Annotated in this window: 11 protein-coding genes; 4 read left to right on the top strand and 7 right to left on the bottom strand. The window is 57.3% G+C overall.

Annotation, left to right across the window (positions count from 1 at the left end; translation table 11 throughout):
* The first annotated feature begins 2 nt into the window (after positions 1-2).
* The gene (locus tag AC1UKS_RS16440) at positions 3-1,307 is read left to right on the top strand and encodes an inosine/guanosine kinase (protein WP_482434577.1); all 1,305 of its coding nucleotides are present in this window, start codon (positions 3-5) and stop codon (positions 1,305-1,307) included.
* A gap of 41 nt (positions 1,308-1,348) precedes the next feature.
* Here AC1UKS_RS16440 and ybaL read toward each other — a convergent pair whose 3' ends face one another.
* Positions 1,349-3,031: a YbaL family putative K(+) efflux transporter gene (gene ybaL, locus AC1UKS_RS16435; RefSeq protein WP_482434576.1), complete on the bottom strand. Its 1,683-nt coding sequence runs from the start codon at positions 3,029-3,031 to the stop codon at positions 1,349-1,351.
* Between the two features lie 214 nt (positions 3,032-3,245).
* Positions 3,246-4,448, bottom strand: a complete 1,203-nt coding sequence (locus tag AC1UKS_RS16430; RefSeq protein WP_482434575.1) for an MFS transporter — start codon at positions 4,446-4,448, stop codon at positions 3,246-3,248.
* Between the two features lie 223 nt (positions 4,449-4,671).
* On the opposite strand from AC1UKS_RS16430, the gene ushA reads away from it, so the two are divergent.
* Positions 4,672-6,375 (top strand): bifunctional UDP-sugar hydrolase/5'-nucleotidase UshA, encoded by a 1,704-nt coding sequence (gene ushA / locus AC1UKS_RS16425; protein ID WP_482437018.1) that lies wholly within the window; start codon positions 4,672-4,674, stop codon positions 6,373-6,375.
* Between the two features lie 49 nt (positions 6,376-6,424).
* Here ushA and AC1UKS_RS16420 read toward each other — a convergent pair whose 3' ends face one another.
* Positions 6,425-6,856, bottom strand: a complete 432-nt coding sequence (locus AC1UKS_RS16420; protein ID WP_265909928.1) for a multidrug/biocide efflux PACE transporter — start codon at positions 6,854-6,856, stop codon at positions 6,425-6,427.
* A gap of 88 nt (positions 6,857-6,944) precedes the next feature.
* On the opposite strand from AC1UKS_RS16420, the gene AC1UKS_RS16415 reads away from it, so the two are divergent.
* The gene (locus AC1UKS_RS16415; protein WP_482434574.1) at positions 6,945-7,814 is read left to right on the top strand and encodes a LysR family transcriptional regulator; all 870 of its coding nucleotides are present in this window, start codon (positions 6,945-6,947) and stop codon (positions 7,812-7,814) included.
* Between the two features lie 7 nt (positions 7,815-7,821).
* On the opposite strand, the gene ybaK is transcribed toward AC1UKS_RS16415, so the two are convergent.
* From ybaK to copA, 3 genes are all read right to left on the bottom strand, one after another.
* Positions 7,822-8,301 (bottom strand): Cys-tRNA(Pro)/Cys-tRNA(Cys) deacylase YbaK, encoded by a 480-nt coding sequence (gene ybaK / locus AC1UKS_RS16410; RefSeq protein WP_013201089.1) that lies wholly within the window; start codon positions 8,299-8,301, stop codon positions 7,822-7,824.
* Positions 8,302-8,474: 173 nt separating this feature from the next.
* On the bottom strand, positions 8,475-9,275 hold the full coding sequence (locus AC1UKS_RS16405) for a TraB/GumN family protein (protein WP_482434573.1): 801 nt from the start codon (positions 9,273-9,275) through the stop codon (positions 8,475-8,477).
* Between the two features lie 91 nt (positions 9,276-9,366).
* The gene (gene copA / locus AC1UKS_RS16400) at positions 9,367-11,940 is read right to left on the bottom strand and encodes a copper-exporting P-type ATPase CopA (RefSeq protein ID WP_482434571.1); all 2,574 of its coding nucleotides are present in this window, start codon (positions 11,938-11,940) and stop codon (positions 9,367-9,369) included.
* Positions 11,941-12,036: 96 nt separating this feature from the next.
* On the opposite strand from copA, the gene cueR reads away from it, so the two are divergent.
* Positions 12,037-12,447, top strand: coding sequence for a Cu(I)-responsive transcriptional regulator (gene cueR, locus AC1UKS_RS16395; RefSeq protein WP_482434569.1), 411 nt, complete (start codon positions 12,037-12,039; stop codon positions 12,445-12,447).
* A gap of 15 nt (positions 12,448-12,462) precedes the next feature.
* Here the strand turns inward: cueR and AC1UKS_RS16390 are convergent, their stop codons facing one another.
* Entirely contained in the window at positions 12,463-13,470 is a 1,008-nt protein-coding gene (locus tag AC1UKS_RS16390; protein WP_265909933.1) for a GntR family transcriptional regulator, read from the bottom strand.
* Between the last annotated feature and the right edge of the window lie 320 nt (positions 13,471-13,790).

Below are 13,790 nucleotides of genomic sequence, written 5' to 3'. Positions count from 1 at the left end.
GAATGAAATTTCCCGGCAAGCGTAAATCTAAACACTATTTCCCGGTCAGCGCGCGCGATCCTCTGCTGCAAATCGCGCAGCCTGAACAGGAGGTCTCCGGCAGCTGGATCGTTGGCATCGATCAGACGCTGGTGGACATTGAAGCCAACGTTGATGATGACTTTGTGGCGCGTTATGGCCTGAGCAGCGGTCACTCGCTGGTGATCGCCGATGACGTGGCGGAAGCGCTCTATGCAGAGTTAACCCGGGAAAACCTGATCACTCATCAGTTTGCGGGTGGCACCATCGGCAATACGCTGCACAACTATTCGGTGCTGGCTGACGACCGTTCGGTGCTGCTGGGCGTGATGTGCCGCAACGTGCAGATTGGTAGCTATGCCTATCGCTATCTGTGCAACACCTCCAGCCGCACAGACCTTAACTACCTGCAGGGCGTTGATGGCGCCATCGGTCGCTGCTTTACCCTGATTGGGGAAAACGGCGAACGTACCTTTGCCATCAGTCCCGGCCTGATGAATCAGTTGAAGAAAGAGAACATCCCGGAAGAGGTGATTGCCGGTGCCTCCGCGCTGGTTTTAACCTCGTATCTGGTGCGCTGCGCGCCGGGCGAGCCGATGCCGGAAGCAACGATGGAAGCGATCGGCTTCGCTAAAAAGCATAACGTGCCGGTGGTCTTAACGCTGGGCACCAAATATGTCATTGGCGATAAGCCTGAGTTCTGGCAGGCGTTCCTGCGTGAACACGTTTCGATTCTGGCGATGAATGAAGAAGAAGCGGAAGCGCTGACCGGGCTGAGCGATCCGTTGATGGCGTCGAATATGGCGCTGGACTGGGTGGACTTAGTGCTCTGTACCGCCGGACCGAACGGCCTGTTTATGGCGGGATATACCGAAGAAGAGGGCAAACGCGTCACCCAGCATCCTTTGCTGCCTGGTGCGATCCCCGAATTCAACCAGTACGAATTCAGCCGCGCGATGCGCCATCAGGACTGTGAGCAGCCGTTAAAGATTTTCTCGCACATTGCGCCTTATATGGGCGGCCCGGAGAAAATCATGAACACCAACGGCGCGGGAGACGGTGCGCTGGCGGCGATGCTGCACGATATCACCGCCAATAATTATCACCGTCTGAATGTGCCCAACTCCAGCAAGCATGGCCGCAACTATCTGACCTATTCGTCACTGGCGCAGGTGTGTAAATACGCCAACCGCGTCAGCTATCAGGTGCTTAATCAGCATTCTCCCCGGCTTTCACGTGGCTTGCCGGAGCGTGAGGACAGCCTGGAAGAGTCCTACTGGGAACGGTAACGGTATTCCCCGCCGGCTATCCGGCCGGCGGGGAAGGCCAGTCAGATCGGACACTCTCGTGGCAGTTCACTCAAACTGGTGTGCATCAGCGTATGCATACTGCTGGCAATCTCGCGCTCTCCCATCACCACCTGATCGGCACCACGCTCAATGATATAGCTCACTTCATCATCATGATGGGCGCGGGCAATGATCTCGATATTAGGCCTTTTCTCGCGTGCGGCGGTGACAATCTCGCCCGCTTCATAGCCATTGGGAATGGTCAGTAGCAGCCAGCGTGCGCAGTCCAGCCGCGCTAATTCCATAGTGTCGGTGCGGGCCGCATTGCCCAATACCGCGCTGATCCCTTGTTCTCTTAAAGCCTCAACGCGCGGACGGCTGTTCTCAACCACCACGATCGGCACGCCTTCCTCGATCAGCTTTTTCCCCAACAGACTGCCGACGCGTCCAAAACCCACCACAATGGCGTGATTACAGAGATCGACCGGGATCTGCTTCTCTTCCTCAATGGCTTCTTCGATCACCTGATCGTCCAGCGTCTCGCTTTTATTCAGGTAACTCTGCAACAGGGTAAACAGGATCGGGTTGAGCATAATCGACAGGATCGCCCCTGCCAGGACCAGATTACGTCCTTCGCCGGTTAACAGGTTAAGCGAGATGCCGAGTCCGGCAAGGATAAAGGCGAACTCACCAATCTGGGCAAGGCTGACGGAAATGGTTAAGGCCGTGCGGCGTGAGTGGCCAAACATCCTGACCAGCACCAACGCCGCCAGCGATTTACCCAGCACGATAATCGCCAACACGCCAATCACCGCCAGCGGCTCTTTCAGCAGGATCATCGGGTCGAACAGCATGCCGACGGAGACAAAGAACAGCACCGCAAAGGCATCGCGTAACGGCAGGGTGTCATGGGCCGCACGGTGGCTGAGTTCCGACTCGTTCAGCACCATGCCTGCGAAGAAGGCGCCAAGGGCGAATGAGACGTCGAAAAATTCTACCGCACCGAGGGCAATCCCCAGCGCCAGGGCGAGCACGGCCAGGGTGAACAGTTCGCGGGAACCGGTTGCCGCGCTGCGGGCGAGGATCCACGGCACCACGCGGCGACCCACCACCATCATCAACACCATAAAGGCCACGACTTTGCCGATGGTGATCAGCAGGTCATACAACACCATGCTGATGCTGGCGTTACCTTCTTCGAACATGCCGGCAATGGCGGGCAGCAGCACCAGCGCCAGTACCATCACTAAATCCTCCACAATCAACCAGCCGATGGCGATTTGCCCACGCTGGCTGTCAATTAACTGACGCTCTTCCAACGCACGCAGCAATACCACGGTACTGGCCGTTGAAAGACACAGACCGAACACCAGGCCAGTTAACCACGGCCAGCCCATCGCCCATGAAAGCCCCATTCCCAGCAGTGTCGCCACGGCAATCTGCGCGATTGCGCCGGGAATGGCGATGGCCTTTACCGCCATTAAATCCTTCATCGAGAAATGCAGGCCGACACCGAACATCAGCAGGATCACACCCAGTTCCGCCAGTTCCGGTGCCAGGTTGGTATCGGCAACAAAGCCAGGGGTGAAAGGACCGGCCAGTACGCCGGCTAACAGATAGCCAACCAGAGGAGAAATTCGCAGGCGATTTGCCAGCATACCAAAGAGGAAGGCGAGAACGAGACCTCCCACAATGGTGGTGATAAGCGGTGTGGTGTGGTGCATGCCTCTCTCCTGTGTGAAAATGTGTCCGGTTGTAATATTAAGCGTATAACATAATTGATCGTGCTGCTTGATATAAAGGGTTATAACGGCAAAAAACTGCAATTCCTTAGCAGGAATCGCACAGAAGTGTGATTTCCGTGAGTTATCGGGGGGGAAGCTTGATTTGTGGCAGAAATTAAGCGGCGCAGATCGCAATTATCTGCGCCATGAAGGGTTATTTAGCCCGGTTATCAGGCAGGAATATGGTCAGAATACCGAGAAGTGGCAAGTAAGCACAGATTTGATAGACAGTGTAAATGCTGCTGCGATCGGCAACCACGCCCAACACCGCAGCACCCAGGCCGCCCATGCCGAAAGCGAAGCCGAAGAACAGGCCGGAAACCATGCCAATCCGGCCCGGCATCAGTTCCTGGGCGTAGACCAGAATGGCCGAGAAGGCGGAGGCGAGCACAAAGCCAATAATGGCTGACAGCACGCCGGTCCACCACAACGACGCATGCGGCAGCAGCAGGGTAAACGGGGCCACGCCGAGAATCGATACCCAGATCACCCGCTTACGGCCCACCTTGTCACCGATGGGCCCGCCGATCACCGTCCCGGCGGCGACCGCGAATAAAAAGGCAAACAGGTGGAACTGGGCATTCTGAACCGTCAGGCCAAACTTCTCTATCAGGTAGAAGGTGTAATAGCTGCTCAGGCTGGTCAGATAGAAGTATTTTGAGAAGATCAGCACCAGCAGTATTGAGATAGCGAAGGCCACTTTTTTGCGTGGTAAGGTTGTCACCTCTGTCGGCATCGCCTTGCTTTTTGCCACCCGATGCTGAGCCTGATACCAGCGGCTGATTTGCAGCAGCACCACTATCGCCAGCAGCGCGGCGAGGGTAAACCAGGCGACGTTACCGCGGCCATAGGGTGCGATGATTAGCGCAGCCAGCAGCGGGCCGAGGGAACTGCCGAAGTTTCCGCCCACCTGGAACAGGGACTGCGCCAGGCCATGCCGGCCGCCTGATGCCATACGCGCCACGCGGGACGATTCGGGATGAAACACCGAAGAGCCGGTACCGACCAGCGCCGCCGCCAGAAGAATGGTGGGGAAGTTAGTCGCCAGCGCCAGCAGGATCAGGCCGCCCAGCGTGAATCCCATGCCGATCGGCAGCGACCATGGCTGCGGATGTTTATCGGTGTAGTAACCGATCACCGGCTGCAGCAGCGAGGCGGTGACCTGAAAGGTCAGGGTGATCAGGCCGACCTGCACAAAGCTGAGGGTAAACGCCGTTTGCAATAGCGGATAGATCGCCAGAATCAGTGACTGGATCATATCGTTCAGCAGATGGGCCACGCTGATGGCGCCAAGAATGCCAAACGACGTCCTGGCTGGGGCAGAAGAAGCAGAAGACAGTATTTGTTCGCTGGCCATGAGAAAACCTGTTCGTTCGAAGGGTTGGAGGAGCAGTAAGAAGGCTAATTATTATCCCGCTCAGTTATCCTGCGGCATAATCGATAAATAGTCACAAATAAATGACAAAACCGCCGTTAATTTTTGACATTCAGTTTACGCGATACCGCGCGACCCATTGATAACAAGGAGATTCGTTGTGCTTTCATTGAATAAAAGGCTGGTGCCAGCCCTGACGTTACTGATGCTAAGCCTGCCGCTGGTGGCCCAGGCCTATGTGAAGGATCGGGTGTATAAATTCACCGTGCTGCACACCAACGACCACCATGGACACTTCTGGCAGAACGAGCACGATGAATATGGCCTTGCCGCGCAGAAAACCATGATGGATGAAATCCGTTATGACGTTCAGGCCCACGGCGGCCAGGTGCTGATCCTCTCCGGTGGCGATATCAATACCGGCGTGCCGGAATCCGACCTGCAGGATGCGGAGCCGGATTTCCGCGGCATGAATCTGGTGGGCTATGACGCGATGGCGATTGGCAATCATGAATTCGATAATCCGATGTCCGTGCTGCGTCAGCAGCAGAAATGGGCCAAATTCCCGCTGCTCTCGGCCAATATCTATCAGAAAAGCACCGGCAAACGCCTGTTCCAGCCCTACGCGTTATTTAACCGGATGGGCCTGAAAATAGCGGTGATTGGTCTGACAACCGACGACACCGCAAAAATTGGCAACCCGGAATACTTCACCGACATGGAGTTCCGCAAGCCTGCCACCGAAGCAAAAGAAGTGGTGGAAGCGCTGAGGAAGAAAGAGAAGCCGGATGTGATTATCGCCGCCACGCATATGGGCCATTACGATAACGGTAACCATGGCTCCAATGCGCCGGGCGATGTGGAAATGGCGCGTGAATTGCCGGCAGGCTATCTGAATATGATTGTTGGCGGCCACTCGCAGGATCCGGTCTGTATGGCGAAAGAGAACGTCAGCCAGAAAGATTACGTGCCGGGAACGCCGTGTACGCCGGACCAGCAAAACGGCACCTGGATTGTGCAGGCGCATGAGTGGGGCAAATACATTGGCCGTGCCGACTTCACTTTCCTCAATGGCAAACTGACGTTAGAACACTATGAACTGGTGCCGATCAACCTGCGCCATAAGGTCACCAACGCCGACGGCAGCGTCAGCTGGATTAACTACACCCAGGAAATCGCGAAAAACCCGGCGATGATGAAGTTACTGACGCCGTTCCAGAAAAAAGGCGAAGCGCAGCTGGGGGTAAAAATCGGCAGCGTTAACGGCCATCTTGAAGGTGACCGCAGCAAGGTACGATTTGTGCAGACCAACCTTTCCCGCCTGATCCTGGCGTCTCAGATGGAACGTACCAAAGCCGACTTTGCGGTGATGAGCGGCGGTGGCGTGCGTGATTCAATCGAGTCCGGCACCATTACCTATAAAGACGTGCTGAAGGTGCAGCCATTTGGCAATACGTTGACCTATGTGGAGATGAAAGGCAGCGACGTCGAGAAGTATCTGGCGGTGGTGGCCAATAAGCAGGTGGATTCCGGGGCCTACGCGCAGTTCGCCAACGTCAGCCTGGTGGCTTATGGCACCGGCGTCAGTGAGATTAAAATCAACGGTGAGCCGCTGCAGGCGGATAAAATGTACCGCATGGCCACGCTGAGCTTCAACGCCACCGGAGGCGATGGTTATCCGCCGGTCAATCAGCTGCCTGGCTATGTGAATACCGGATTTGTCGATGCCGAAGTGCTGAAGCAGTTCATCCAGAATCACTCGCCGCTGAATGCGGAGGCGTTCGCGCCAAAAGGCGAAATCGTCTACCAGAAAGAGGCGCCGGTAGAGAAAAAAGCCCCCGCGGAGCAGGACGAGCCGCTGCTGCCGAAGGTGTGGAAATTATTTAAAATCCAGACCGCCCAGCGCTAACAAAAAAAACGGCACCCCAACTGGCGGTGCCGTTTTTTCGCGATGCCGGTTAAGCCTGGCACTGTCTGCGCTGGATCAACCTGGCGCGCAGGGTGTCGTAAACCCAGTTATAGGCCACGGTGTACGGCAGGAAGAACAGGAAGAATGAGACTTCCAGCAGAAACGCCTGCCAGAGACCAATCCCTAACATCCAGGCCGCAATCGGCAAACCAATACCGATAAAGCCCCCCTCAAAGCCTAACGCATGAAGGACGCGCAGCAGCAGCCCGCGTTTCACCGTTGGCGGCACCAGTCGGTCAAAACCGGCGTTATAAATGATGTTCCAGCCCATCGCCACGGTGGACAGCATGATGGCTAACGCACCCATCTGAAACAGCGGCTTCTCCATGATCCAGGCGGCAAGAGGGGATACCAGCAGGATCGCCAGCACCTCGAAGCCTGCGGCATGATAAAAACGTTCTTTCAGTGTTCTGGTACGCATAAATGCTCCTTAGTTGTTACCGGACGCTATTTTCCGCGTTTTCTTTGCTAAGATAAAATGACTACCTATCTAGAAAATCGATACTTCAATGCGTTATTCACCGGAATCGTTGCAAGCTTTTGTGCAGACCGTCGAAAGCGGTTCGTTTTCTGCCGCCGCGAGGGCGCTGCGCAAAAGCCAGTCCACCATCAGTACCGCCGTGGCTAATCTGGAAACCGATCTGGGATTTTCCCTGTTCAGCCGTGATGCCCGTTCGCCGGTGCTGACTGAAAACGGTCGACGGGCGCTGGCACAGGTCAGGGAGATCCTTAACGCCAGCGCGCAGCTGGATGAGCTGGCGGTCAGGCTGGCAGGCGAGGTGGAACCGTGCCTCAGTCTGGCGATCTCGGACTTCTGGCAGGCGGATTATCACGAGTCGCTGTTGAAACGGCTGGATGCCCGTTATCCCGACATCGAGTTTGAGTGCATGATTGCCGAAGATGCCGACGTGATCGATTTGCTGCAGGCTGGTCGGGCGCATATTGGCGTGATCCGCGTTCAACCCGATTACCCGGAAGAGATCGCCACCTCACGGCTGCAGGTTGAAGCGCAGATGGCGATCTATCTGCATCAGGATCATCCGTTGGCCAGCAAAGTGAAGGTCACCGAAGCCGAGCTGAAAACCCTGCGGCAACTCTGTCTGAATACCTGGGTGGAGAATGAACGCTATCAGGGCGGGAAGGGGATTTGGTCGGCACCGTCATATCTGTTGCTGCTGGAGATGGCTGAACAGGGATTTGGCTGGAGTATTTTGCCGCGCTGGCTGGTGGAGCAGTTTGGTCATCAGCTGTTAAGCGAGTTGCCGGTCACCGGCTGGCCGCAAAAAATTTCGGTGGATGTGGCCTGGTCGCGGCGTTCGCCGCCCGGACCGGCAGGCCAATGGATGATTGACCAGCTGCTGGCCCAGACGGCGGACTGACCGGCGATCAGTCGCGCCGGGCGATATCGGCGAAGGTGGCGCTCAGCAGCTGGGCTAAATCCTGCGGTGAGAGCTCAATTTCCAGCCCGCGCTTGCCGCCGGAAACAAAAATCGTCGGGAACTGCTGCGCCAGGCTGTCGATCACCGTTGGCAGCCGCTTCTTTTGCCCCAGCGGGCTGATCCCGCCCAGCAGATAACCGGTGGTGCGCTGCGCAATCTGGGGATCGGCCATCTCGACCTTTTTCGCACCCAGCGCTTTCGCCACGTTTTTCAAATCCAGCTGGCTGGCAACTGGCGTAACGGCTACCGCCAGCGTTTTGCCATCGCCATTCAGCGACACCAGCAGGGTTTTATACACCTGTTCGGCATTTTGATTGAGTTTACGTACGGCCTCATCACCAAAATGGGTATCGTTGCTGTCATGTTCGTAGGCATGTAGCTGAAAGCTGACCTTTTGTTTTTCGAGAAGTTTTACTGCCGGTGTCATACTTCACGTCCTTCTGTAAGCGTCTGACTGGACCCAATATCTACAATAATAGTGGCGAAATTCCAGGCTTTGAGCGACAATCTGCCCCCCGCTGGCAACCTGATTGCTACCGGATAACTAAAATCATAAAAAAATTCCTCTTTGACGGGCCAATAGCAATATTGGCCTTTTTTTTATCTGTTTTTCAGCAGATCGGGCAGATTGCCCTCGCCATAAAGGTGCAGTGCGCCCACCGCCACCACGTACCTGCCTTGCGGCAAATCCCGTAACGTTTGTACCCAGCGCTGATTCCTTTGCAGCATCAGCACATCGTTCAGCGCGCTGTTAAAGGTACTCGGCAGTGCGGTCTGTTTCTGGCCCGGCGGGCTTTCCAGCCACCAGCTAATCATGGTTTGCAGCAGGCGTGCGTTAGTATGCCAGTGGATCAGGGTGTCCTGCAGCAGCGTCAGGCCGTTATCCGGCAAGGCTCTGAGCAGCGCCAGCTGCGTTTCCGGGCCTTCCAGTTCAATCACCGGCTTTTGTAAGGCGCGGGCCGCTTTCAGCAGCTGGAAGTCGATACCGTAATCCGCGCGCAGTCCCAGACGCTGAGCCTGCTGCGCCTGAAGCATCAGCGCCACCTGCCAGGCGGGCAGCGTGTCGATCGCTTCGGGACTGATCGCCACTTCGTCACACAGGCGATGCAGCCGGGTCAGTTCCTCTGATGTCAGGCGCTCCGCCAGCGGTGGGCAGGTTTCGCTCTCACTAAAGGGGGACGCGCTGCCGGTGATATCCGCCTCTACGATCAGCGCATCCGCCCGCTCCAGCTGTGCCTGCAGGGCCGCTGGCAGCGGCATCATATTCTGGGTGCCCATATGAATACTGCCGACCAGATGCAGCTGACTGTGATCTGTGGTGACATCCTGTGCCGGGTAGGCGTAGCGCACTGGCGACAGTAATCGCCAGAGAGATGCCGCCTTACGCAATAGTTTTCCCATACTTTCCGCCTTGTCAGTTAGCCAGCCATGCTAACGCTTTAACTGGCTGAGTAACAGGTAAAAACGGCGGATCCGGCGTGCGATAAATCCGTTATTCCGCCGGTGGCTGGTAGCGGATCAGTCGGTTGGCGTTGCTGACCACGGTAATGGAAGACAGCGCCATCGCGGCACCCGCGACCACCGGGCTGAGCAGGGTGCCGGTCAACGGATAAAGCACGCCGGCGGCAATCGGGATGCCGAGGGCGTTATAGACAAACGCGCCCAGTAAATTCTGCTTCATATTGCGCAAGGTGGCTTTGGCGATGGCCAGCGCATCAACGACCGCATTCAGATCGTGGCGCATCAGGGTGATGCCGGCCGTTTCAATCGCCACATCGCTGCCGCTGCCCATCGCAATGCCGACATCGGCCTGGGCTAAGGCGGGCGCATCGTTGATGCCATCACCAATCATCGCCACAATCTGCCCCTGCTGTTGCAACGTGCGAATCGCCTCAGCTTTGCCTTCCGGTAACACCCCGGCGATCACCCGGTCCATACCGGCTTCTTTGGCGATGGCCTGGGCAGTCGTCTCGTTGTCGCCGGTCAGCATCACCAGCTGATAGCCACGTTCACGCAGGCGTTTCAGCGCCGACACGCTCTCTTTGCGCAGCGGATCGCGCAGTGAGAACAACGCGACCACCTTGCCATTGGCGGCCAGCAGCACGGGCGTAATGCCTTTGGCAGCCTGCCGATCGATTTGATCGTTCAGGCTTGCTGTATCGATCTGCTGCTGATCCATTAACGCGCGGTTGCCCAGCCACAGTTCAACGCCGCTGACCTTGCCGCTGACGCCTTTACCGGCAAGGGTGCGGAATTGCTCAACGGCCGGCAGCGTTTGCCCGTCGGCTAATTCCTGCAACGCGCGGGCCAGCGGATGGGAAGAACCCTGTTCCAGCGCGGCGGCCCAGCCGATCGCCTGTTGTTCTTCGGCACCGTTAAACAGCATGATGTCGACCACGCGCGGCGCGCCTTCGGTCAGCGTACCGGTTTTATCAAACACCAGAGTGGATAGGGTGCTGGCGCGTTGCAGTGCATCGGCATCGCGCACCAGCACGCCAAATTCGGCGGCACGCCCGACGCCAGCAATGATCGACATCGGCGTGGCCAGACCCAGCGCACAAGGGCAGGCGATAATCAGCACGGTGGTGGCAATCACCAGCGTGTACACTACCTGCGGTGCCGGGCCAACAACGTACCAGATGGCGGCGGCGATCAGGGCGATAGCCACCACCGCCGGGACAAAGACCGCCGAAATGCGGTCAGCCAGTTTACCGATCTCCGGCTTGCTGCTTTGTGCCTGACGCACGCTGTGAATAATTCTGGCGAGGGTGGTGTTTTTGCCGACGGCGCGGGCGGTGAACAGCACGCTGCCATCCTGCATCAGCGTGCCCGCGTGGATCTCGTCGCCTGCCACCTTCTGCTGCGGCATCGCTTCGCCGGTCAGCATCGCTTCGTCCAGCCAGCCTTCACCCTCAGTGAGCGTGCCATCAACCGGGACGCGATCGCCGGTGGTCAGACGCAGCGTCATGCCCGGCTGAACGTCACTGAGTGGCAGCATGCGTTCACCGTCTGCCGTCACCACGCGCGCGGTAGGCGGCGTCAGATCGAGTAATTTTTCCAGCGCTTTTGAGGAGCGTTGCCGGGCACGTTGCTCCAGCATATGGCCGAGGTTGATCAGGCCAATAATCATCGCGCTGGCTTCGTAATAGAGATGGCGCGCCTGAGGCGGGAAAAAGTCCGGCCACAGGTTCACGGAAATGGAGTAAAGCCAGGCGGCTGTGGTTCCCAGCGCGACCAGCGTGTCCATGGTCGCGGTGCCTTTTAGCAGGCTGCGCCAGGCGCTGCGATAGAAATGGCCGCCGGCCAGCACCATCACCAGCAAGGTGGCGAGGCCAACGGCCAGCCAGCCACTGCGGTTGCTGTCGGTCAGCATCATATTGTCGCCGACCATTCCCCACAGCATCAGCGGAATGCCCAGCGTCAGGGCAAGCGCGGCCTGCCAGCGGAAACGGCGAACGGCCTGGCGGGCAGTCTGCTGCTGTTTTTCCCGCCGTTCGACGTCATCTTCAATAATTTCTGCCGTATAACCGGCATTTTTCACCGCATCAATCAGCGACTCAGCGGCGGCATCGCCCATCACCAGCGCACTGCGCTCGGCAAGGTTGACCCGCGCCTGGCTGACGCCGCTCACCTGTTGCAGCGCGTTCTGCACCCGACTGACGCAGCTGGCACAGCTCATACCATCAATCAGCAGGTGAAAACTCTCTGCAGGTGCAGTTGATGCCGTCAGTGGCGCAGCGTGGGCGAGCGGGGCCGCTTCAGCTGAAGCGGCCTGTGGCGCCGGAAGCTGGTGGGTGTCCGCTGTCAGCGCTTCCGGCTGGGTGTCTGATGCTGTCAGCGGTTCAGCCTTTGGGAAGCTGTCGTCCTGCGCCAGGCTGGCGTGATACCCGGCCTGTTCAACGGTGGCGATCAGTTGGCTGGCATCAGCGCTGCCGTTGATCCGCGCTTCAGCGATCGACACGTCGGCCTGTTCAACGTCGGCACGTTGCTCCAGCGCCTCTTTGACTCGTTTTACGCAGTGGCCGCAGGTTAAGCCATCCAGCGCCAATAACGTGGTCTGTGACATGGTGTAAGCTCCTGGTTATCCGGTTTGACCCCAATGGGGTTTTACAGTAGTAATGAAGGTTAAACCTTCCATCAAGGGGAAGGTCAAGGAGAGAAGATGAATATCAGCGATGTGGCGAAAAAAACCGGGCTGACCAGCAAGGCGATTCGCTTTTACGAAGAGAAAGGCCTGGTGACCGCGCCCTTGCGCAGCGAAAACGGCTACCGCAGCTACACGGCGAAGCACCTGGAAGAACTGACCCTGTTGCGCCAGGCCCGGCAGGTGGGTTTCAATCTGGAAGAGTGCGGCGAGATGGTGACGCTGTTCAATAATCCGCAGCGGCATAGCGCGGATGTGAAGGCCAGAACGCTGATTAAAGTGGCGGAAATTGAGTCGCATATTGAGGAACTGACCCGGATGCGTGAGCGATTGCTGGCGCTGGCGGCAAGCTGCCCTGGCGACGACAGTGCCGATTGCCCGATCATTAACGATCTTGCTGGCTGCTGCCACAGCAAAAAGGCCGGCTAAGTCCCGGCCAGAGTCTCAGCTTACCCGCAGCAGGTAGGGCGGCAGTTCAGGCACAGGTAACACAGACAGCACCTTGAGCTTCTGTAATGTGCGGATCTGCGAGCGCTCCAGATGCTCCCGCAGCCCCATCGCCGCCAAATCCCAGCTTCCCTTTAACAGCATCTCATACACCAGACGGTGTTCTTTCACGATCGCATCATCGATCGGGATCGCCAGCATCTCATAAAAAATCCGCGTAACGATTAACGGCGACTGGCTCTGCCGCAGGATCTCCATCATCGTGCGGTTACCGGCAGGCTCCAGGCAAAACAGATGCAGATCGTCCTCGACCTGTTCCAGCTCGGCGGAACTGACCCGTTTGCCTTCAACCTGATCCAGCCGTCGCAGATTGTCGAGGATCTGTTGCGGCGGCAGATGCGGTGCGGCTTTACGCAGCGCGGCGGATTCCAGGCTGGCGCGGATCTCATAATGATCGGTGATCTCTCTGGCGGTTAACGGGCCTGCCAGCCACTGGGAATAGGGCTCTTTTTCCACCAGCCCTTTGTCGCGCAGGCGCATCAGGCTTTCGCGGATGCTGTTGCGGCTGACGTTATAGAACTCGGCGGCCTGGGCTTCATTCAGCTGGTAGTGGCCGAAAACCATGCAGGTGGAGAGCGCTTCCTGCAAACTTTGCAGCAGTTTTTCGCCGGTGCTGCGGGTATCAACCAGTTCCCGCTGCTGATCCAGTCCCAGCACGCTGCGCGTCAGGGCGATACGCAGGGGTTCAACCTCTTCATTCTGCCGGGCAACGATAAAGCCACGGCCCTCAAAGCGGGTGATCAAGCCCTGATCGTGCAGCAAACTCAACGCCTGCCGGACGGGCACGCGGCTGGTGCCAAACAGCTGGGCCAGCGGGCCTTCAACCAGTACCAGGCCATGGGGAACCTTGCGGGAAGCGATGGCATCTTCAAGTACCTGGCGGATGGTTTCATAGCGCGCGGGCGCTCTGGCCTCCACCTTCAAACTGTCACTGTCGTTAACCATCCTTAATCCCACTCTCCCGCTGAACAGATAATCATTATGCCATATCCCCTCAGTTTCAGGGGAGCGAAGCCGTGCGCATTGCCATGGTGCAGGCTGCACAATAATGGATCGTTTAGCATACCAGTCATTATTCACCGACAGTCTTACCGATGCGCCTCACCGGCTCACCGTGCGCCTGATACGCAATAAATCCAACTATTTTATATTACTAATCAACCGCTTAATTTTACCTTTCCGCGATTTGCGAAGCACATCACCAAAACCTGGCATCCTCTTTGCTAACTTAAAAATGTACATTTATTTTTAATATCCATTTTATA

The sequence above is a fragment of the Erwinia sp. AK-PDG3-5 genome (assembly GCF_056821705.1).
This window is presented reverse-complemented; position numbering and strand designations above follow the sequence as displayed.

Bases quoted from the DNA above. Each gene is read 5' to 3' on its own strand.
- AC1UKS_RS16420 (WP_265909928.1), bottom strand. From the start codon at position 6,856: ATGCGTACCAGAACACTGAAAGAACGTTTTTATCATGCCGCAGGCTTC.
- AC1UKS_RS16405 (WP_482434573.1), bottom strand. From the start codon at position 9,275: ATGGGAAAACTATTGCGTAAGGCGGCATCTCTCTGGCGATTACTGTCG.
- AC1UKS_RS16415 (WP_482434574.1), top strand. From the start codon at position 6,945: ATGCGTTATTCACCGGAATCGTTGCAAGCTTTTGTGCAGACCGTCGAA.
- ushA (WP_482437018.1), top strand. From the start codon at position 4,672: ATGCTAAGCCTGCCGCTGGTGGCCCAGGCCTATGTGAAGGATCGGGTG.
- AC1UKS_RS16440 (WP_482434577.1), top strand. From the start codon at position 3: ATGAAATTTCCCGGCAAGCGTAAATCTAAACACTATTTCCCGGTCAGC.
- cueR (WP_482434569.1), top strand. From the start codon at position 12,037: ATGAATATCAGCGATGTGGCGAAAAAAACCGGGCTGACCAGCAAGGCG.
- AC1UKS_RS16390 (WP_265909933.1), bottom strand. From the start codon at position 13,470: ATGGTTAACGACAGTGACAGTTTGAAGGTGGAGGCCAGAGCGCCCGCG.
- copA (WP_482434571.1), bottom strand. From the start codon at position 11,940: ATGTCACAGACCACGTTATTGGCGCTGGATGGCTTAACCTGCGGCCAC.
- ybaK (WP_013201089.1), bottom strand. From the start codon at position 8,301: ATGACACCGGCAGTAAAACTTCTCGAAAAACAAAAGGTCAGCTTTCAG.
- AC1UKS_RS16430 (WP_482434575.1), bottom strand. From the start codon at position 4,448: ATGGCCAGCGAACAAATACTGTCTTCTGCTTCTTCTGCCCCAGCCAGG.
- ybaL (WP_482434576.1), bottom strand. From the start codon at position 3,031: ATGCACCACACCACACCGCTTATCACCACCATTGTGGGAGGTCTCGTT.